The sequence below is a fragment of the Polaribacter sp. L3A8 genome (assembly GCF_009796785.1).
In the GTDB taxonomy this organism is placed as follows: domain Bacteria; phylum Bacteroidota; class Bacteroidia; order Flavobacteriales; family Flavobacteriaceae; genus Polaribacter.
This window is the reverse complement of the sequence record NZ_CP047026.1, coordinates 2,569,888-2,592,939: the sequence shown is the minus strand read 5'-3', so window position 1 is coordinate 2,592,939 and position 23,052 is coordinate 2,569,888. Positions and strand designations below refer to the sequence as shown.

Here is a 23,052-nt window from a genome sequence, read left to right as displayed (position 1 = left end):
GTAGTGCAAATTAATTTTAAACATTTATAAAAATAAAAGATGTTGGGACAGTTCTTATTAAGTTTAACAAACGGGTTATCTAAACCTGTTTTTGTGTGGATTTTTCTATTTTTCACACTTTTTACATCTGCAAACGAAATTGAAAAGGCAGAAAACAATTACAAATTAGTTAACTACGTTACTATTAACAATGAAGCCGTTAAATATACTGGTTTTTTACAGGAATTCAATAATTTCTGGAAAAGTTTATCCGAAGGTTTAGAAACGAGTAGTTTAATTATTTCTTCAAAAGAAATTACAAAAAACACATTAACTGTAAATGAATCAGCTACAACTTCAATGGCAGCTTGTGGAGGTACATTGCCAGAAGATGATTTTGATTGTGATACGATCTTAAATGTAGATGATTTAGATGATGATAACGATGGTGTTTTAGATACAGATGAATGTATGGGATTCGTATATTCTGTGCCTGTTGTTACAGAAGGTTTTGAGGCTGCTGGTTTTGTTACAGATGCTGGTGTTAATGATGCTGCTTGTGCAATTTCGGGTTGTAATGTGCCTAAAGGTGGGGGTATTACTCTTTTAGATCCTTCAACAATAACATGTTGGCAACCAACAACGGGTGTTGTAGAGTCTACTAAAGGTTTACATCCGGTACCATCAGGTAAAGCTGCTGTTTTTAATGCATTTGCAGCAAATACAAATGCTAATGTTTGTAGAAGACTTGGTATAGATTATAATGGAAATGGTAGGTTTGGAGAAATTGTTTCTATTGGTAACGTATCTATTGTAGAGGGTGTAACCTATTCTGTAGCAGTGTACGCAGCAGAAATTACAAATACAAATCCATATGTAAGTTCTTATTCGTTTGAATTTTATAATGCTGGTACAAGTACACCTGCAGGAATCCCTAATTTTAGTTTAAATAATATTACACAGGGTAATCAAAATTGGCAGCTAAACGAAACAGATTTTACTGCACCAGCAACAAAAAATATAGATATTGTTTTAGTACAAACTAATCCAGAAGAATTAGGGGCAGATATTGCTTTAGATGCATTTAGTATTTTAAGAGGTATATGTTCTGGAGATACAGATAAAGATGGTGTTTTAAATATTTACGACTTAGATTCAGATAATGATGGTATTTCTGATGTTTTAGAAGCAGGTGGTTTAGATTTAGATAACGATGGTAAGGCAGATGGACCTGTAGGTACTTCTGTTACTACTAATGGAGTGCCTAATTCTGCAGTAAATGGAGTTACTCCTATAAATTCTGACGGCGATGCTATTCCAGATTATTTAGACATCGATGCAGATAATGATGGTATTCCAGATAATATAGAAGCACAACCTACAAATGGTTACATTGCACCAAGCGGTATTGGTACTTCTATAACAGATAGCAATAACAATGGTATTGATGATTCTTACGAAGATACATTAACAGGAATACTTAAAATAACACCCGTAAATACAGACGCTACTGATACTCCAGATTATTTAGACTCAGATTCAGACAATGATGGTATTCTTGATATTGCTGAAAATGGTGATACTGATAATGTTTTGGCTAATACAGATGTAGATAATGATGGTTTAGACGATAATTTTGATGATAATGATGATTCTTCAAATTCTGGCTTTACAGTAAATGATGGTATAAACCCGCCAAATGCAAGTAATTTAGGTGATATTGATAATGATTTTTCTTCTGGAGGTGAAGTAGATTATAGAGATGATGTAAATTTAACAAATACAGATTCAGACAATGATGGTATTATAGATACAGCTGATGTAGATGATGATAATGATGGTATTTTAGATATAGAAGAACTATGTCCTGATGGACCTACATATCTTACAGAATCTAAAATAACTCTATTTTTAGATTTAGATGCTTTCGAAACTAGAACTACTTGGACTTTAACAGGACCGTCTGGTTTTGTATCACAAAGTGGTGGTCCTTATGTTAATGCAGATGATATTATAGATTTAGAGTTTATTACAACTGTAGAAGGTCAGTATAAGTTCTCTTTATTTACTTCAAGAACTCCAACTGGCGATGGTAGTAATGAGAATGGAACTTCTTTTTACAGAGTAGCGTTCGATGGAGTTGTTCAAGGGCAAGGAGATCCTTTCCGTAAACAGAATACTAATGGTACTTCTAATTTGTCATTCACTAGAAATCTTACATTTCCATTATCTCCTTACGTTTGTTTAACTGCAGATCCAAGTTTAGATTCAGATAATGATGGAATACTAAATTACAGAGATCCAGACTATGCAGCAGAAAATGGCTCTACTATTGTAAATGGTGTTGTTAGTAGTTTAGATAAAGATGGAGATGGTATCCCTAATCATTTAGATTTAGATTCAGACAATGATGGTGTTCCAGATATTGTAGAAGTTGGTGGTACAGATGCAGATGGTAATGGTAAGGTAGATGCCTTAAACCCAAATGGAACCTTAATAAATGATACGGACAACGATGGTTTAGATGATTTATATGATTCTAATAATGGTGGTACAGATCTTACAAATATAGATTCAGATAATGATGGCGTACCAAATAGCCAAGATTTAGATGCAGATAATGATGGTATTGCAGATATTGTAGAAGCAGGAGGAGAAGATACAGATGGTAATGGTAAAGTAGATGATTTAAACGCTAACGGTACCTTAATAAATGATACAGACGGCGACGGTATAGATAATCGTTATGATGTTGATAATGGAGGTAGTGGTATAGGTAACCCAGATACAGATGGCGATGGCGTACCAAATAGCCAAGATTTAGATTCAGATAATGATGGTGTTACAGATATTATTGAAGCAGGTGGTGCAGATAATGATAGTAATGGTGTTGTAGATGGTGTATTTACAGATACAGACGGCGATGGTTTTAATGACGCTGTTGATGGTGATGTAGGACAAGATGGTACTTCAGAAAATATTTCAAATGTATTAATTGTTACAGGAGATGATGCTAACAATGATGGTAAACCAGATTCTTACCCAAATACTGATGATACAGATGGAGATGGTCAATTAAATTTATTAGATTTAGATTCAGATAACGATGGTATTCCAGATGTAACAGAAGCAGGAGGAACAGATGCAAACAATGATGGAAGAGCAGGTGATGATGATAACAATGCAGACAATACAGGTTCAAATGGTATTCCAACTTCAGCTGGTACAGGTACTATTGTACCAACCAATACAGATAATGATGGTGTGCCAGATTACTTAGATTTAGATTCAGATAACGATGGTATTCCAGATGTAACGGAAGCAGGTGGAACAGATCTTAATAATGATGGTAGAGCAGATGATGACGATAATAATGTAGACAATTCTGGTTCAAATGGTATACCTACATCAGCAGGTACAGGTTTAACACCAACAAGTACAGATGGTGATAGTATTCCAGATTATTTAGACTTAGATGCAGATAATGATGGTATTCCAGATAACATAGAAGCACAAACTACAATAGGTTATGTAGCACCTTCAGGAGCAGACACCGATAATGATGGTTTAGATGATGCTTATGATCCAGATTGTACCGGCGCAAATTGTTCTGGTGTAAGCGGAGCAATTATCAACCCTGTAAACGCAGACAATGCCGATACTGCAGATTATATAGATTTAGATGCAGATAACGATGGTGTTTTTGATGTTATTGAATCAGGAAGTGGATTGGCAAACGATGGTAATGGCGTTGTAACTGGAGCTGTAGGAACTAACGGATTAGTAGATGCTATAGAAACAGGTGATACAGACCAAGGGTATACTGATGTAAATGGAGAATATGACAATACACAAGCAGACAACTTTACAGATACAGATGGAGATGTAAATACCGGTGGAGATGTAGATTATAGAGATGCTCAAGATAATGACAATGATAAAGATGGTGTTCCAGATAGTGTAGATATAGATGACGATAATGATGGTATCTTAGATACTGAAGAATGTACTGTTTCACCTGCAAATATCTCACAAATTAGTAGCTCTTTTGTAGATTCTGGAGCTCCAGGAGACGTTGGTGACATCGCAGTATATTCCAATATTACTACTTATAACGGGGAAAGTATTGATTTAAGGGTAACCGTTTTATCAAATTCTAACCCAGCAAACATGACTGTTAATATAGCAGGTGTAGGTTCGAGTCCTAACATATATCCTATTTTTTTAGGAGGAAACCAATTTTCTTTTGACGGAGATTCTGCATCATTAAAATTTGAATACCTAATTTCTGGTACCAACACATTAATTCCTGTTATAGCAAATTTTGTTTGGAAAGATATCGACGTTGTAACAGGTTTCCCTAGCGGTAACGGTACAGAGTCTATTACATTTAACACCAATGAAATTGCTGCCTATACGGTAGATACTCCTACAAATATTATAGTTAATTCTGTAGGTGGAGAAACTGTGTTTACTTCATCACTTAATTCAAGTACTACTGACACTAAAATAATGGTAAAAACAGAGATGCTTAAAACAAGCTCTTTTACTGCTAGCTTTAGAAAAAGAGATGGGCCTACTAATAATACAGGTTATCTCTTTGGTTCAACCACATTTGCTAATCCTGTTAGAACCCAATTAGTAGATCAATGTGAAGATACCGATGGTGATAAAATTCCAGATTACTTAGACTTAGATGCAGATAATGATGGTATTCCAGACAATATAGAAGGACAAACTACAACAGGTTATGTAGCACCTTCAGGAGCAGATACGGATAATGATGGTTTAGATGATGCGTATGATCCAGATTGTACTGGCGCAAATTGTTCTGGTGTTACCGGAGCTCTTATTGTACCTGTAAATACAGACGGTGCTGATACAGCAGATTATATAGATTTAGATGCAGATAACGATGGTATTTTTGATGTTATTGAATCAGGAAGTGGATTGGCAAATGATGGTAATGGTGTTGTAACAGGTGTTGTAGGTACAAACGGATTAGTAGATGCTATAGAAACAGGCGATACAGATCAAGGTTATACTGATGTAAATGGAGAATATGACAATACACAAGCAGATAATTTTGCAGATACCGATGGAGATGTAAATACTGGAGGAGATGTAGATTATAGAGATGCCGAAGATAACGATAATGACAATGATGGTATTCCAGATAGCGTAGATTTAGATGATGATAATGATGGAATTCCTGATACTGCAGAAAATGGAGTAAATTTTGCAGATGGCGATGAAGATGGCGACGGCATACCAAACTACAAAGACACAACCGATAACGGAAACGGTGGAGACGGAAGTACAACAGACTATACAGATTCTAATAACGATGGAATTCCGGATGTATATGATGCAGATGGCGATGGTGTACCAAATCATTTCGATTTAGATTCAGACAATGATGGAGTTGCAGATATTGTAGAAGCAGGAGGAGAAGATACAGATGGTAATGGTAAAGTAGATGATTTAAACGCTAATGGTACCTTAGTCAATGATACTGACAACGATGGTATAGATGATCGTTATGATGTAAATAATGGAGGTAATAGTTTAGCAAATCTAGATAGCGATGGCGATGGCGTACCAAATAGCCAAGACTTAGATTCAGACAATGATGGTATTACAGATATCATAGAAGCTGGAGGTTTAGATACCGATGGTAATGGTAAAGTAGACGGTCTTAATGCTAATGGTACTTTAACAGATGATATAGACGGTGATGGATTTAGCGATGTTGTTGATGGAGATGTTGGGCAAGATGGAGTATCAGAAAACACTTCAAGTGTATTAATTGTTACAGGAGATGATGCTAACAATGATGGTAAACCAGATTCTTACCCAAGTACAGATGATACCGATGGAGATGGTCAATTAAACTTATTAGATTTAGATTCAGATAACGATGGTATTCCAGATGTAACAGAAGCAGGAGGAACAGACACAAACAATGATGGTAGAGCAGATGATGACGATAACAATGTAAATAATACAGGTTCAAATGGTATCCCTACTTCAGCAGGTACAGGTTTAACACCAACAAGTACAGATGGAGATAGTATTCCAGATTATTTAGACTTAGATGCAGATAATGATGGAATTCCAGATAATATAGAAGCACAAACTACTTTAGGTTATGTATCACCTTCAGGAGCAGATACCGATAAGGATGGTTTAGATGATGCGTATGATCCAGATTGTACCGGAATAAATTGTTCTGGTGTTATCGGAGCTCTTATTGTACCTGTAAATACAGACGGTGCTGATACTGCAGATTATATAGATTTACATTCTGATAATGATGGTATTTTTGATGTTATTGAATCAGGAAGTGGATTGGCAAATAATGGAAGTGGTGTTGTAACAGGTGTTGTAGGCACTAACGGATTAGTAGATGCTATAGAAACGGGCGATACAGACCAAGGGTATACTGATGTAAATGGAGAGTATGACAATACACAAGCAGATAACTTTACAGACACCGATGGAGATGTAATTACTGGAGGAGATGTAGATTATAGAGATATACCAGATTCAGCAGACGCAATGATTACCCAGGTATATCAATTTGGTGCTGATACTGATTCGGTTAAGGAAAGATGGATTGAAATTACCAATATAGGTATAACAGATATCCCTGCAAATACCATTAAAGTACAATTGTACAAAGATAAATCAGGAGATCAAACAGGTATTGCTCCAGATGTTTCTTATACAGTTGGTACCATACTAGAAGCTGGTAATTCTGTTTTATTTAAAAATTCTAATAATTCAATAATTCTAAATTCAGAAATAGCAGCTGATGCAACAACTGTAGTAAATGATGCATTAACAGATATTAATGGAGGTGATGATATTATTACACTTTCAACAGCAGAAGGAAGTTTTTCATGGGAAAATAGATATGACGTTATTTCTAGCATTACAAACAATACGTCGTTTGTAAGAATAGATGAAACTTTAACAACTAATAAAGACTATAAAGCTTCAGAATGGGTAGCTTTTATAGATGATAATATAGCACCTTATCAGGCTGTAAATAATCCTGGTAGTACTGTTGTTATTCCAAGAAGACATCCACAAGATCCTTTAATTTCAGAGATTAAAACATCTAGTATAGAGGCAAATACTTTGTTAGGTTTACATACAATAAATATTACTACTTCAAATTCTAATAGTAATACTTGGACTAATGGTTTTCCAGACAGGTCTCGTTCTGTAGTAATTGATCAAGATTTCGAGCATACAGGTAATCGTTTAAGTGCTAGAAAATTAAAGGTAAATACAATAGTTAACTTAACGGTAACCAATCAGTTATTAGTAGTTACTAATGATCTTATTTTAGATGGTAATATTCGTTTAGCAGGTACTTCTCAATTAGTACAAACGCATACTGGTGGTAGTACAGTTACAAGTACTTTACCTACTGTTTCTGGTAAATTATTGGTAGAACAAAATTCAGAAATAACTAGTTTATATAGATATGGTTATATGAGTTCTCCTGTTACCTCAGGAATAAATAATACGTTCACAGTAAAAGATGTTTTAAAAGATGGTACTACACCATTAGACGCTACCTCTATTATTGGTACTACGTTGGCAAAAGATATTAAGTTTATTCAAGGTTATGATGGAGCTGCTACAGATCCTATCTCATTAGCAGACTATTGGATATATACTTATGCTCCTGGAGCTAACGGAAGATCTAATTGGGTACATAAGTACAGATCGGGATCTATATCTCGTGGTGATGGATTTATTTTTAAAGGACCTGGTAGACCGCAAAATTATACTTTTGTAGGTGTACCTAATGATGGAGAATTTGATACTTCTACATCTATAAATGCAGAAGAAGATTATCTAATTGGTAATCCTTTCGCTTCCGCAATGAACGCAAGAAAGTTTATGGAAGATAATGTAGGTTCTATAGAGCAGACACTTTATTTCTGGGATCACCAAAAAAGTGCTAATGGAGAGGGAACCGGAATTGATGGTCATATATTTGGTGGCTATATAGGTGGTTATGCAACGTTAAACTTAACAATGGGGTTAGCAGCAAATAGCTCACTTCAGAGTAATAATAATAACGGTACTTCTGGTTTAGGAAACGATTCATCTGTTTATAAAGCCCCTAAACCTTATATAGCAATAGCACAAGGATTCTTTGTAGAAGGAAATGCAACAGGAGGAGATATTACATTTAATAACAGTCAAAGAGCATATGTTACTGAAGAAGGAGGAGTAAACTCAGAATCTGTATTTTTTAAAGGAAGTAAAAAAAGGAGTGCAGCCAAAACGGCAAGTACTAATAACTTACTGCCTATTATTAAATTAGGATTTGAATATAAAAATGCTGAAGAATTATTACTTCACCATCAAATAGGAATCTCTTTTCAAGAAACAAATTCATTTGGTTACGATAAAGGAGCAGACTCAGAAGCTTATGGAATTGATGCTACAGACATGTATTGGAAGTTTTCTAATGATGACAAAAAATATGTAATTGCTGGTGTGCAATCAATCTCTGATGACTTAGAAGTTCCTTTAGAAATTACAATGGGATATTCTGGTGAAGTAGATGTGATGATAGATGAAAAGCAAAATATTTCTAGAGATATTTATATTACTGATAAATTATCAGGTACTTCTCATCGTATTACTGATGGAAAAATCACTTTAACATTAGATAAAGGTGTTTATTCAGATCGCTTTGTACTTGCTTTTTCTGAAAATAGTGTACTTAGTTTAGAGGGAGATGTTTTATCTAACAGTACTCATATTTATGCAGATAATAAAAATCATAGTATTGTAGTTTCTAAAGATTTAAATGTAACCCTTAACAAGGTAGAGTTGTTTGATATTCTTGGTAAAGAAGTAAGATTCTGGAATATTAAAGAACAGAAAACATCTTACGAATTAGATATTCAAAAACACATACCAACAGGTGTTTACATTGTAAAAATAAATACAGATAAGGGTACAATAAATAAAAAAGTTGTTATTGATTAATAGCTTCTTTTATTGAGTGAACAAAAAAGTATTATCTATAAGACTATATTAGAAAAGATTAATAAAATTTTTTTATTGTAATTTTTAGTAGCATTCCCGTGAAACTAAACTCTTTTCTAATATTTTTTTTAAAAAATTATAAAACACAAAAACAATATTAAAGATGATTGCATTACAATCTGGACCACCAACATTGGGTCCACCATCACCTCCGGGACTACCTGTAGATTCAGGGATAATTGTCTTATTGATTATTGCTGTTATTTATGGAATACTACTTGTTAGAGTAAAATCAAGTAAGTATCATCTAAAAAATAATCCTAGTTGTATTCAAAAAAATAAATCGTTTACGTAAAGTTTTTTTTACAATTCAAGATAGTAATTAAAAGTAGTTTGAACTTATACAAAATAAGACAGATGAGATTTTTTTATTTTATTTGGCACTTTTATTAGTACTCAATACTTTAGTTAATCTAATGGCGAAAAAAATATTCACAAAGATAGTATAGACCTAAAAAACTAAGATGTGGTAAATTTAATAATTCTTAAAAGTGAAGTTTCTGGGAATTTTGAATCTATATTATTTTTTGTAATCATATTTACCTTGTTGTTCTTATATCAGAAACTATATTATAAAAATAAGTAAAATAGTTGTTTTAACTTAGAAGTTTAAGGTTGATTATTTTATTTGGTTTACAAAAGGTATACTTACAAAAAGAAAAGAGTCCTAACAATTTAAATTGTTAGGACTTTTTTCTTTTTGTAAAAGTTTTGGTTTCTTATTTTTTCATTAAGAAATCTTTCAAATCTTGATAGTTAGAAGCTTTGTAAGCCACTTTTTTATTATTGATAACCTTTTTAATCTGTGCTGGTATTTCTACTTTTACAGGTAACGTTTCTTCTACAACATCTAAGAATTTTACTGGATGTGCTGTTTCAAGGAAAACACCAAATTCGTTTTCTTTTAATCCATGTTTTTTTAAACCTAAATAACCAACAGCTCCATGAGGATCTGCAACGTAACCAGAATTGGTGTAAATATCTTTCATGGTAGCACGAGTTTCATCATCAGAAAAACTATATGAAGAAAAAGCGCTTTTAAGAGCCTCTAAGTCATTATTAAATAATTCTTGTATTCTGATAAAGTTACTTGGGTTACCAACATCCATAGCGTTAGAAATAGTTGCTTTAGATGGTTTTGGTTTGTAAACTCCGTCTATTAAATAATTAGGTACGGTATCATTTACATTTGTAGAAGCTACAAAGTGTTTAATAGGTAAACCTAATTTTTGTGCCATAATTCCTGCACAGATATTACCAAAGTTTCCACTTGGTACAGAAAAGATTAAATCTTTGTGTTTTTTGTGTAATTCTTTATACGCAAAGAAAAAGTAAAACATTTGTGGCAACCAACGTGCAACGTTTATAGAATTAGCAGATGTTAATGTCTTTGTAATTTCTTCATCTAAAAAAGCAGTTTTTACCATTTCTTGACAATCATCAAAAACTCCATCAACTTCTAAAGCAGTAATGTTCTGACCTAAAGTTGTTAATTGTTTTTCTTGAATGTCACTTACTTTTCCTGAAGGATATAAAATAACAACATTTACTCCTTTTGCACCTAAAAATCCGTTAGCAACTGCACCACCTGTATCTCCAGAAGTTGCTACTAAAACAGTAACTTCATCATCGTTGTCTTTATTGAAATACTCTAGACACTGTGCCATAAATTTAGCACCAACGTCTTTAAAAGCCATGGTTGGTCCGTGAAACAATTCTAAAGAAGCAATATTATCATCCACTTTTACCAAAGGAAAATCGAAAGAAACCGTTTTTGCAACAATGTCTTTTAATTTTTCAGCAGGAATTTCATCTCCTACAAACTGTTTAATTACTTCATAAGCAATTTCATGATTCGAATAATCAGAAATGTTTTCAATAAAATCTTTTGAAAGCTGATGAATATTATCAGGAAAATAAATTCCTCTATCTTTTGCTAAGCCTTCTACAACTGCGTTTTTAAAAGTTGATATTGGCGATTTATGGTGTAAACTGTAGTAGTTCATTTTTTGTGTTTTGCTTTACGCTTTAGGCGGTATGCTCTAAGCGTATGTGTTATTTTTTTGCATAAAACCTATTGCTTAAGGCTTATTGCAATTATAATATTTTTATTCCTTCGTGATTCACTTTCGAAATAAACATTTCAAAGTCAATACCTGTATTTTTATAACTTTCTTCGATACTTTTGTAAACCTCATTGGCAATTTTATCACCTTTACAAAGTGCAAAAATTGTTGGACCAGAACCACTAATTCCCGCACCTAAAGCACCTGCTTTTGTTGCTGCGTTTTTAACATCGTCAAAAAACGGAATTAATTTTTTTCTATGAGGTTCTACAATAATATCTACTAAAGAATTACTGATTAAGTCGTAGTTATCAGCATATAAACCGCTAATTAAACCACCAACATTTGCCCATTGTGTAACAGCATCTTTCAAAGCTATTTCTGTAGGTAAAACTTCTCTAGCGTCTTTGGTTTTTACTTCTACCTGCGGATGAATGGCTACAACTCTTAATTCATTAGGAACCGGTAATTTTATAATTTCTAAAGGACTGTAGCTTCTCACTAAAACAAAACCACCATATATAGCTGCAGAAACATTGTCTGCAATTGGAGTTCCGCAAGCAACTTCTTCACCAAACATGGCAAATTTAGTTAGCTCTAAGTCCGAATAAATGTTCCCTAATAATTGATTTGCACCAAAAGCAGCACCTGCAGCACTAGCGGCAGAACTTCCTAATCCACTTCCTGGAGAAAAACCTTTGTGAATTGTTAATTCAATTCCGAAATCTGCATTTGCTTCATTCAGTATTTTTTTAACAACGGCACTTGCAGCATTTTCATCAACATTATATGTTAAATTAGCACCGGTAATATTTGTTATTTTAACGCCTTTTTCTGTTGTTTTTGTAAAGGTCATTTCATCTCCAATTTCGTCAACAGCAAAACCTAGAGAATCGAATCCGCAAGAAACATTAGCAACAGTAGCGGGAGCAAAAATTTTTAAATAATCCATTTTTTTTTTGGTTTGTGGTTTTTAGTTGTTGGTTTTTAGCTGAAAACAGAACCATAAACCAACAACTATCAACCAATAACTATTTATTTGCAATTCTAATTACATCCGCAAAAATACCAGAAGCAGTAACATCTGCACCAGCACCAGCACCTTTTATAATTAAAGGATTTTCTGGGTATCTGTCTGTAAAGAATAATACAATATTATCACTTCCTTCTAAATTATAAAAAGGATGGTCTGAAGCGATGTGTTGTAAACCAACATTTGCTTTTCCATCAGCAAATTCTGCAACATATTTTAAGCGGCAATCTTTGTCGTTTGCTTCTTTAAATATATTTTGAAAATGTGCTTCGTTTTTAGTTAATGATGCGTAAAAATCATCATTGTTAGTTGTTTTTAAGCTTTCTTCAGGTAAAAAGGCATTTTTTGCAATGTCTTCTAATTCCATTTTATAACCACTTTCTCTAGCTAAAATTAAAATTTTACGAGCAACATCAACACCGCTTAAATCAATTTTTGGATCTGGTTCTGTATATCCTTCCTTTTGAGCAGCTGCAACAACATCATGAAACGTTGAGTTTGCATTAAAGTTATTAAACACAAAATTTAAACTTCCAGATAAAACAGCTTGAATTTTATTGACGCTATCTCCAGAATTTACTAAATTCTTTAAAGTATCTATAATTGGTAAACCTGCACCAACATTTGTTTCAAATAAGAAAGAAGCATTGTATTTTCTAGAAACTTGTTTTAAAGTTTTATAATTATCAAAACTAGAAGCACATGCAATTTTGTTACAAGTTACTACAGAAATACTATCGCGTAAATATTTTTCATAGATTTCTGATACTTGCTGGTTTGCAGTATTGTCTATAAAAACACTATTAATATGATTGCTTTCTTTTACTTTTTTATGAAAACTGTCTAAAGTTGTTGGTTCTCCGTTTTCTAATGCTTCTTTCCAGTTACCTAAATCGATACCATTATCATCGAAAGCCATTTTTCTAGAATTCGCAATTCCGATAACCTTAATACTTAATTTTAAGTTCTCTTTTAAGAATTTCTTTTGTTGATGTATTTGTGCTAAAAAGCGTTCACCAACATTACCAACACCAGTTACAAATAAGTTTAACTGCTTTGTTCTTTCTTCAAAGAATTGCTCGTGTAACGTATTTAATGCCTTTTTTGCATCGTACTTATTAATAACTGCAGAGATGTTTTTTTCTGATGAACCTTGAGCAATTGCTCTAACATTTACATTATTTCTACCTAAAGCGCTAAACATTTGTCCGCTTAAACCTTGATAATTTTTCATGCTTTCACCAACAACAGCAATAATTGCTAAATTATTTTCTACAATAATTGGCTTTATTTTTTTCTTGTCTATTTCTATGCTAAAAGTTTCATCCAAAAGCTCTTTTGCTTTTGCAGCATCATTTTCATAAACACCCACACAAATAGAATGTTCTGATGAAGCTTGAGTAATAAAAACTACATTTATTTTTTGTTGAGAAAGTGTTTCGAACAAACGTTTAGAAAAACCAGGAATACCAATCATTCCACCACCTTCTAAGGTGATTAAACTAATATCTTCTATATGAGAAATTCCTTTAACTTCGTTCCCGTTTTTAGGATGTTTACAAATTAAAGTTCCAGCACTTTCTGGTTCAAATGTATTTTTAATTCTGATGGCAATTTCTTTTCTTAATGCAGGCTGAATTGTTGGCGGATACAAAACTTTTGCTCCAAAATGAGACAACTCCATAGCTTCTTCATAAGAAATTTCTGAAATAGGATATGCTTGTTTTACAACTCTTGGGTTTGCAGTAAACATACCACTAACGTCTGTCCATATTTGTAATTCATCCGCATTTAAAGCGGCAGCATAAATAGCAGCAGTAAAATCAGAACCACCTCTACCTAATGTAGTTGTTTCTTCAAAAACATTAGAAGAAATAAAACCACCTAAAACAATAACCTGATGCTTGTTTTCTTTAAAAAATGAAACGATATTTTTGTTTGTGACTTTAAAATTTACTTGAGCATTTAAATACTCATTATTTGTAATGATTAAATCTCTGCTTTCTTTATGGTCGGCATCAAATAATTCTTTTGCTGCATTTGCAATAATATAAGAAGAAAGTCTTTCTCCAAAACTATATACTTTAGCTAAGGTTTTATCTGATAATTCTTGTAATAAGAAAACACCTTCATAAATAGACAATAAGCGATTGAACAAAGAAGTAACTTCTTCGTGAACCTCTTTTGTGTTTTTAGTAATTAAATCATCAACTACTTCAAAGTGAATTTTTTTAATGTGGCCTAAAGTTTCTTTAGCAGATGCAATGTCTTCTAAAGCCTCATTAGCGCCAGCTAATAACTTATCTGTAGTTTTTCCGAAAGCGGAAACAACTACTGCTATTTTTTCTTTTTTAGATGCAGCCTCTACGATGGCTAATACTTTTTGTATTTTTTCTGAACTTGCGACAGATGAACCGCCAAATTTTAATACTTTCATTTCTAATGAATAGTTTGTGTAATTTAATATTTTATTGAGTTTGTTTCGATGTTATTCGAAACAATATATAACCTGTGGTGATATGAATATAGTAGAACCCCTAAAGGGTAATTGTTGTAGTTGTGAAGGTAATTGTGCGCATAGAAGTATAAACTACGTTGGTAGTTTTAGAAGAATTAGTATGTGTATACGATAAATTCACAAGACAAAAATAGGAGTATTATTTAATTTTTCACCTTTCAGTAGCAATTATTTCTCGTTTTTAATTGATTTATGCAGAATTATTATAATTAAGCTATTTCAGGTGTTGTTTTCCTATTATTTGGTAAGTTGTTTTGTTTTTTCTTTAATAATTAAAGCAATAGGTTTGTTTTGAATTTTACTTTCTAGCCAAGATAATATGTCTAAATATAAGAAAGCTCTTTTTTCATACGGATGATTTTCGAATGTCTTTAACTTGGCATGAATTTTTTTGAATTCATTTTTAATTTCATGCGGAAAAACATCGCTTAAATCTCTAATAGAAGTAAGAAAAACCTTCTGTACTTCTTGTAGGTTTTCCATTTTTAATAAAAACTTGTAAGTGTCTACAAACTGTCTTTCTAGATCGTAATCTAAGCCACATTCATAATGTGCAATTAAATTTAAAATACGTGCAAAACATTGTAAGTCTTCTGCAGAACCTATGTTTTTAGATTTAATAATTTTTTGTAAATAGATGATGCACAACTTGTTTTTACCCATTCCAAAATACAAACAAGCAATTTTGTAATACAGTAAAACAATGTAATGATTGTCTAGTCTGTTTTTATATTTATCAATTTTGTTATTGATAATATCAACCAAATACTCTCCTTTTTCAAAAGAACCTTCTAAGAAGTGAAAGTGTAATTTGTTAGAATACAGGTATAAAAATATTAACAACTCTGTATTGGTATTCATTGGTATCTCTTTTTGTTCTATTTCAGACTCAAAAAGGGTTAGTTCTCTTTTAAAGGTAGATACTTTTTTTACTAAAAAAGAAGCCTCTAGTAAGTAGTTTTTAGATTTTAAATAGAATACAGGATGTGTGTTTATTAATTTTGGAGAATCAAATAAATCGACACATTTTTTAGCGTATTTATAGCTCAATAAAAAATCTTGTACCAAAAAACTATGCCATAAATGTGCTTTGTATAACCAAAGTTTTTCACGAAAGCCTAATTTTTGATAGTTGTATTTTGGCATTCGGTCACTAAAGTATTTGTCAACAAACTCTAACTCTTCTATGTTTTTTACATAACCATTTTGTATTAAATGACTGTATAATTGTAAGGATAGGTTAGATAGTTTGCTCGCAATTACATTGTCTTGACTTAGTTCTTTTGCTTCAATAGAAAGTTGGTTTGCTCTGTTGCTTAAACTTCTGGTTATGTATTGTGTTTCAATTACTTTTTCTAGCTCTACAATTTCGTAAGCAATATTTTTTTCTTCTGTATCTAAAGCCATGTGTTTGGCTTTTTCTAGCAGTTTTAAACTTTGTTTGTAAAGTCCTTTTTGGTATAAAACGGTAGCAAAATCTAATTGTTCTCTAATTTGAATTCGTACATTTTTATGTGCAGGGTTTAAACGTAGACTAATTAAAATTTGTTTGTATAAGTGCGCTTTTAAATTAGAAAGTTGTTGTTTAGAAACAATTCCACTTCCAATAATTACCTTTTCATCATAAATTTTTAGCTTTTCTAAAAACTTAAATAAAGAAAAAAATTTAGCATCGATGTTTCCACCTAATCTACCTACATATAAATTAAATTGCCTCTTTTCTGACTTAGTTAAAGACTTAATTAAAACAAAAAGAGCATCATTTTGTTGATTGGCTGATGTAACATTTTTACTCATAAAAAACTGATTGTTAGTTGTTTAAGTTTTTGTAAATGATATTAGAAATCGTACGGAATGGTAAAAATAACTATTTATTTTAAGTTCAATATATACATTTGAGTTTAAATAAGATAATCTTTACAGAAATTATGCAAGATAACAAGGTTCAAATTTTTGATACAACATTAAGAGATGGGGAGCAAGTCCCTGGGTGCAAGTTAGATACAAGACAGAAATTAGTGATTGCTGAGAGATTAGATTTATTAGGAGTAAATGTTATTGAGGCGGGTTTTCCAGTTTCAAGTCCTGGTGATTTTAATTCAGTTTCAGAAATTGCAAAAATTGTAAAAAATGCTACAGTTTGTGGCTTAACCAGAGCTGTAGAAAATGATATAAAAGTAGCTGCAGAAGCACTTAAATATGCCAAATTACCAAGAATTCATACAGGTATTGGTACAAGTGATTCTCATATTCAATTTAAATTTAACTCAACAAGAGAAAAAGTAATAGAACGCGCTGTTAAAGCAGTGTCATATTCAAAATCTTTTGTAGAAGATGTAGAGTTTTATGCAGAAGATGCAGGTAGAACAGACAATGAGTTTTTAGCAAGAGTTTGCGAAGCGGTTATTAAAGCAGGTGCTACGGTATTAAATATTCCTGATACAACAGGGTATTGTTTGCCAGAAGAATATGGAGCTAAAATTAAATATTTACGTGAAAACGTAAAGGGAATAGAGAATGTAATTCTTTCTTGTCACTGTCATAACGATTTAGGTATGGCAACTGCAAATTCTATTGCGGGTGTTATTAATGGTGCTCGTCAAATAGAGTGTACTATTAATGGTATTGGTGAAAGAGCTGGAAATACAGCTTTAGAAGAAGTGGTAATGGTGTTAAAGCAACATCCATATTTAAACCTAGAAACAAGTATCAATACAAAATTATTGTACGATACAAGTATTATGGTTCGTGAAAGTATGGGAATGCCTGTGCAACCAAACAAAGCTATTGTTGGTGCAAATGCATTTGCGCATAGTTCTGGTATTCATCAAGACGGCGTTATAAAAAACAGAGAAACATACGAAATTATGGATCCTGAAGACGTTGGTGTAACAGAAAGTGCAATTGTGTTAACTGCAAGAAGTGGTAGAGCTGCTTTAGCGTACAGAGCAAAAAAAGTGGGTTACGAGTTAACTAAAGTTCAGCTAGATATTGCTTACGAAGCTTTTTTAAGTACTGCCGATAAACAAAAAGAAGTAAAAGACGAGGACATTCATGCAATTATGAAAGAAGTAAGTAAAACCTCTAAAGTAGCAACAATATAAAAGTAAACTTTGTCTTCATAGGTAGTTGTAAATTTTAAGTGTACAATTTAAAATAATCAACTACCTTTGATTACAGAATAATTTTTTAGATTACACCTACAGAATGAAATATACAATTGCAGTAATCCCCGGAGATGGTATAGGGCCAGCAGTAACTACGCAAGCAAAAAAAGCATTAGATGCTGTAGCTGAGGTGTACGATCATATTTTTTTATATAAAGAAGCGCAAATGGGCGCTTGTGCAATTGATAAAACTGGTAATCCTTTGCCAAAAGAAACAATTGAAATCTGTAAAAAAGCAGACGCCATTTTATTCGGAGCCATCGGAGAATTAAAATACGATAATGATCCATCTTTAAAAATAAGACCAGAACAAGGTCTTTTGCAACTAAGACAAGAGTTGGGCTTATTCTGTAATGTAAGACCAATAAAAGCATATCCGAAGTTGTTAAAAAACTCGCCGCTTAAAAAAGAAATTATTTCTGGTACAGATATCGTTATTTATAGAGAATTGTCTGGCGGAATTTATTTCGGAAAAAAAGAAATCAGTAAAGATGGCAAATCTGCTTATGACGTATGTTCTTATACTGTTAAAGAAATATCTAGAATAACACATTTAGCCTTTAAAGCAGCACAAGATAGAAAGAAAAAAGTAACGCTAATAGATAAAGCAAATGTTTTGGCAACCTCTCGTTTATGGAGAAAAACAGTTGCCGAAATTGCAGAACAATACAAAGATGTTACCTTAGATTTTATGTTTATAGACAATGCTGCAATGCAAATTGTTCTAAACCCTAAAAAGTTTGATGTAATTTTAACAGAAAACCTTTTTGGAGACGTTATTTCTGATGTAGCTTGCGTTATTGGTGGTTCTATAGGGATACTTGCATCAAGCTCAATTGGCGAAAAAAATGCATTATTCGAGCCAATCCATGGGTCTTACCCACAAGCAACCGGAAAAGATATTGCCAACCCTTTGGCTTCTATTTTATCTGCCGCAATGATGCTAGAGCATTTAGGCTTGCATGATGAAGCAGATGCAATACAAAGAGCTGTAGAGAAATCGTTAGATTTAGGTATTACAACTCCAGATTTAAAAGGCAAAAACCAGTACTCGGCGTCTACCGCAAAAGTAGGTGATTTTATTGCAGATTACATTGCAAATCAAGAAGATAGTAATATGAATTTTCAAAACATTCATATGGGACAAAGCACTATTATTTAGAAGCTATTTCCAGCTTTCATTACTCGCTTTTTTTGTAAAAAACAAAAAAGAGCTCAAACAAACCATTCAATCTGGGCTAGCCTAATTTGCCTATTTTTGGTAATAAAAATAAAAGTAGTTGTATATTTAAAATAAAATTACAATATTTGAACACATGAAAAAACAAATATTAAATAGTATTTCAATTATCATCGTCATCGTAATTATTACGACATGATAAGGAAGTGCTATTTATATTTTTTATAAACAAACCTTCTAATAAAACGGAAGGTTTTTTTTATGAATTTATTTCAATGATTGAATATCATAATTAAATACACTTAAATAATTGTATATCAGTTTATTGAGGTGTATTTTTAACACGTGAATTTAAAGGATATCATTAAAGTATATTCAATAAAAATAGAGAAACATAGTAATTTAGACAACAAATTGAAGAAAACATTAAATGAAACTAAATAAACACAGTAGCAGATTAACACAAGACGAATCTCAACCAGCATCACAAGCAATGTTGTATGCGGTAGGTTTAACGGATGAAGACATGCAGAAAGCGCAAGTTGGTATTGCAAGCACTGGTTATGACGGTAACCCATGTAATATGCATTTAAATAATTTGGCCGCAGAGGTTAAGGTAGAAAGCAAAATTGCAGGTTTAGTCGGTTTAGGATTCAATACAATTGGAGTTTCAGATGGTATTTCTATGGGAACTTCTGGTATGAATTACTCATTAGCTTCTAGAGATATTATTGCAGATTCTATAGAAACTGTAATGAATGCTCAAAGTTATGATGCTTTAGTTTCTGTGGTTGGTTGTGATAAAAACATGCCAGGAGCAGTAATTGCAATGTTACGTTTAAACCGACCATCAATTATGATGTATGGTGGTACAATTGCATCAGGAAATTACAAAGGAAAAAAATTAAATATTGTTTCTGCTTTTGAGGCTTTAGGTCAAAAAGTAGCAGGAGAAATAGAAGAAGAAGAATATAGAGAAATTATAAAAAGAGCAATTCCAGGGGCTGGAGCATGTGGTGGTATGTATACTGCAAACACAATGGCTTCTGCAATAGAATGTATGGGGTTCTCTTTACCTTACAATTCATCAATACCAGCAGAAAATCCTAATAAATTATCAGAAGCAGAAAGAACTGCTTTAGCTATTAAAAATTTATTAGAATTAGATTTAAAGCCTTTAGATATTATCACTAAAAAATCTTTAGAAAATGCCATTGCAATTGTAAATGCTTTAGGTGGGTCTACAAATGCAGTATTGCACTTTTTAGCAATTGCACATGCAGCTGATATTGAGTTTACATTGGCAGATTTTCAGAAAGTTTCAGACAGAACTCCGTTAATAGCAGATTTAAAACCATCTGGTAGATACTTAATGGAAGATGTACACGGAATTGGAGGTACGCCTGCAATTATGAAATATTTATTAGATAATGGATATTTACATGGAGACTGTATGACGGTAACAGGAAAAACATTAGCTGAAAATTTAGCAAATGTAGAAGCAATAGAATTTGATGATCAAGATGTAATTCATCCAACAGATAAAGCATTAAAATCATCAGGAAACATTCAAATAATTTACGGAAACCTTGCAGAAGAAGGAGCTGTAGCTAAAATTTCTGGAAATGAAGGTTTACTTTTTGAAGGGAAAGCAGTTGTATATGATGGTGAACAAGCAGCAAATACAGGTATTTCTAACGGAGAAGTAGAAAGAGGTGATGTAGTCGTCATTAGGTATGTTGGACCTAAAGGAGGACCAGGAATGCCAGAAATGTTAAAGCCAACTTCTTTAATTATGGGAGCAGGTTTAGGAAAATCTGTAGCGTTAATTACAGATGGTCGTTTTTCTGGAGGAACCCATGGTTTTGTGGTCGGGCATATTACACCAGAAGCACAATCTGGAGGAACAATCGGAATTTTAGAAACGGGAGATAAAATTAGAATTAGCGCAGAAGACAATTCAATAAATGTGTTAATTTCTGATGAAGAAATCGCAGAAAGAAAATCTAAATGGGTTGAGCCAGCGTTAAAACATACAAAAGGAATTTTGTATAAATATGCAAAAACAGTAGCATCTGCATCCAAAGGATGTGTAACTGATTTGTAGATTTAAATAGAATCAAGAAACAAGATAAAAAAAGAGACAAGATATCCCGAAAGGTTTCAATAGCCTTGTAGGTGTTTAAAAGATAAAACTATGGAAACACAAACCATAAAAAGCAAACAAAATACAACAAAAACTACAGAAAGGATTTCTGGTAGCGAGGCAATTGTTAGATGTCTTATAGAAGAAGGAGTTAAGATTTTATACGGTTATCCTGGAGGGGCAATTATGCCTGTTTATGATGAGCTGTATAAATATCAAGACAAAATTCATCATGTATTAACACGTCATGAGCAAGGTGCAACACACTCTGCACAAGGTTATGCACGTATTTCTGGTGAGGTTGGAGTTGCTATGGCAACTTCAGGACCCGGAGCAACCAATTTAATTACTGGTATTGCAGATGCACAAATAGACTCTACACCAATGGTGTGTATTACAGGTCAGGTTTTTTCTCATTTATTGGGAAGTGATGCATTTCAAGAAACGGATATTGTTGGTATTTCTACACCAGTTACAAAATGGAACTGTCAAGTTGCAAAAGCAGCTGATATTCCAGAAGCAATGGCAAAAGCATTTTATATTGCTAGAAGCGGAAGACCAGGACCTGTTTTAGTAGATATTACTAAGGATGCACAAATGGAAATGTTCGATTTTTCTTATGAAAAATGTACAAAAATAAGAAGTTATGTTCCTGTGCCAAAAACAGATTTTTCTTCTGTTGAAGCTGCTGCAAAATTAATCAATGCTGCAAAAAAACCATTAGTGGTTTGGGGGCAAGGAGTAATTTTAAGTAAAGCAGAAGAAGCATTTAAAGCAGTAATTGAAAAAGCAGGAATTCCTTCTGCATGGACAATTTTAGGAGCTTCTGCAATACCTACTAAACACCCATTAAATGTTGGTATGGTTGGTATGCATGGTAATTATGCACCAAATGTTTTAACAAACGAATGTGATGTTTTAATTGCAATCGGAATGCGTTTTGACGATAGGGTTACAGGGAAGTTAGATGAGTATGCTACACAGGCAAAAGTGATTCATTTTGAAATAGATCCTGCAGAAGTAGATAAAAACGTTAAAACGGATGTTGCTGTTTTAGGGGATGCAAAAGCTAGCTTAGAGGCAATTTTACCGTTAATAAATAAAAATTCTCATACAGATTGGCATCAGAAATTTAAAGATTTATATGCTATCGAATATGAAAAAGTAATAAAAGACGATATACACCCAACTAAAGAAGGTTTAACGATGGGTGAGGTTTTAAACCAAATTAATATTTATAGTAAAGGTGATGCTGCCATCGTTTCAGATGTTGGGCAACACCAAATGATTGCTTGTAGATATGCAGAATTCAATAAAACTAAAAGTAATATTACTTCTGGTGGTTTGGGTACAATGGGCTTTGGTTTACCTGCTGCAATTGGAGCAAAAATGGCGGCACCAGATAGAGAAGTAGTTTCTATTTCTGGAGACGGAGGTTACCAAATGACGATTCAAGAATTAGGAACTATTTTTCAGCAAAAAGCGGCTGTAAAAGTGGTGGTTTTAAATAATGATTTCTTAGGAATGGTACGTCAGTGGCAACAGTTGTTTTTCGATAAACGATATGCATCAACAGAAATGGTAAACCCTAATTTTGTTGCTATTGCAGAAGGATATTATATAAAAGCAAGAAAAGTTACTAAACGAGAAGATTTAGCAGAAGCTGTTAAAGAAATGATGGAAAGTAAAGAAGCTTATTTTTTAGAGGTTTGTGTAGAAAAAGAAGGAAACGTATTTCCAATGATTCCTACAGGAGCAAGTGTTTCAGATATAAGACTAGCGTAATAAAATTAGAGAAAAGAGTAGAGAACAAAGAATAAAGATTTTATCAAAATAACAAGACCTTGCAAGTCTATTTTCTAATATCTTTTTTCTATCA

The 23,052-nt window shown here is 32.7% G+C and carries 9 protein-coding genes; 5 read left to right on the top strand and 4 right to left on the bottom strand.

What is annotated here, in order from left to right; all coding sequences use genetic code 11:
- Positions 1–42 precede the first annotated feature (42 nt).
- Positions 43–9,003 carry a T9SS type A sorting domain-containing protein gene (locus GQR92_RS10490; protein WP_158839305.1) on the top strand — a complete coding sequence of 2,987 codons (8,961 nt, stop codon included), beginning with the start codon at positions 43–45 and terminating at the stop codon, positions 9,001–9,003.
- A gap of 779 nt (positions 9,004–9,782) precedes the next feature.
- Here the strand turns inward: GQR92_RS10490 and thrC are convergent.
- The 4 genes from thrC to GQR92_RS10470 all read right to left on the bottom strand — a co-directional run bounded on the left by thrC (position 9,783) and on the right by GQR92_RS10470 (position 16,477).
- Entirely contained in the window at positions 9,783–11,069 is a 1,287-nt protein-coding gene (gene thrC, locus GQR92_RS10485; RefSeq protein ID WP_158839303.1) for a threonine synthase, read from the bottom strand.
- A 91-nt stretch (positions 11,070–11,160) separates the two neighbouring features.
- Complete coding sequence (locus GQR92_RS10480) at positions 11,161–12,081, bottom strand: homoserine kinase (protein WP_158839301.1); 921 nt, start codon at positions 12,079–12,081, stop codon at positions 11,161–11,163.
- 79 nt (positions 12,082–12,160) lie between these two features.
- Positions 12,161–14,599 carry a bifunctional aspartate kinase/homoserine dehydrogenase I gene (thrA, locus tag GQR92_RS10475; RefSeq protein ID WP_158839299.1) on the bottom strand — a complete coding sequence of 813 codons (2,439 nt, stop codon included), beginning with the start codon at positions 14,597–14,599 and terminating at the stop codon, positions 12,161–12,163.
- Between the two features lie 318 nt (positions 14,600–14,917).
- Entirely contained in the window at positions 14,918–16,477 is a 1,560-nt protein-coding gene (locus tag GQR92_RS10470) for a hypothetical protein (protein WP_158839296.1), read from the bottom strand.
- Between the two features lie 131 nt (positions 16,478–16,608).
- Here GQR92_RS10470 and GQR92_RS10465 point away from each other — a divergent pair, with 131 nt between their 5' ends.
- From GQR92_RS10465 to ilvB, 4 genes are all read left to right on the top strand, one after another.
- Complete coding sequence (locus GQR92_RS10465) at positions 16,609–17,784, top strand: 2-isopropylmalate synthase (RefSeq protein ID WP_158839294.1); 1,176 nt, start codon at positions 16,609–16,611, stop codon at positions 17,782–17,784.
- A 103-nt stretch (positions 17,785–17,887) separates the two neighbouring features.
- Positions 17,888–19,009, top strand: coding sequence for a 3-isopropylmalate dehydrogenase (gene leuB, locus GQR92_RS10460; protein ID WP_158839292.1), 1,122 nt, complete (start codon positions 17,888–17,890; stop codon positions 19,007–19,009).
- A 448-nt stretch (positions 19,010–19,457) separates the two neighbouring features.
- The gene (gene ilvD / locus GQR92_RS10455; RefSeq protein WP_158839289.1) at positions 19,458–21,134 is read left to right on the top strand and encodes a dihydroxy-acid dehydratase; all 1,677 of its coding nucleotides are present in this window, start codon (positions 19,458–19,460) and stop codon (positions 21,132–21,134) included.
- Between the two features lie 90 nt (positions 21,135–21,224).
- On the top strand, positions 21,225–22,958 hold the full coding sequence (gene ilvB, locus GQR92_RS10450; protein ID WP_158839287.1) for a biosynthetic-type acetolactate synthase large subunit: 1,734 nt from the start codon (positions 21,225–21,227) through the stop codon (positions 22,956–22,958).
- Positions 22,959–23,052 lie beyond the last annotated feature (94 nt).

What these genes read in the sequence shown, in the direction of transcription:
- thrA (WP_158839299.1), bottom strand. Translation starts at nt 14,599, where the DNA reads ATGAAAGTATTAAAATTTGGCGGTTCATCTGTCGCAAGTTCAGAAAAA.
- GQR92_RS10480 (WP_158839301.1), bottom strand. Translation starts at nt 12,081, where the DNA reads ATGGATTATTTAAAAATTTTTGCTCCCGCTACTGTTGCTAATGTTTCT.
- thrC (WP_158839303.1), bottom strand. Translation starts at nt 11,069, where the DNA reads ATGAACTACTACAGTTTACACCATAAATCGCCAATATCAACTTTTAAA.
- ilvD (WP_158839289.1), top strand. Translation starts at nt 19,458, where the DNA reads ATGAAACTAAATAAACACAGTAGCAGATTAACACAAGACGAATCTCAA.
- GQR92_RS10470 (WP_158839296.1), bottom strand. Translation starts at nt 16,477, where the DNA reads ATGAGTAAAAATGTTACATCAGCCAATCAACAAAATGATGCTCTTTTT.
- ilvB (WP_158839287.1), top strand. Translation starts at nt 21,225, where the DNA reads ATGGAAACACAAACCATAAAAAGCAAACAAAATACAACAAAAACTACA.
- leuB (WP_158839292.1), top strand. Translation starts at nt 17,888, where the DNA reads ATGAAATATACAATTGCAGTAATCCCCGGAGATGGTATAGGGCCAGCA.
- GQR92_RS10465 (WP_158839294.1), top strand. Translation starts at nt 16,609, where the DNA reads ATGCAAGATAACAAGGTTCAAATTTTTGATACAACATTAAGAGATGGG.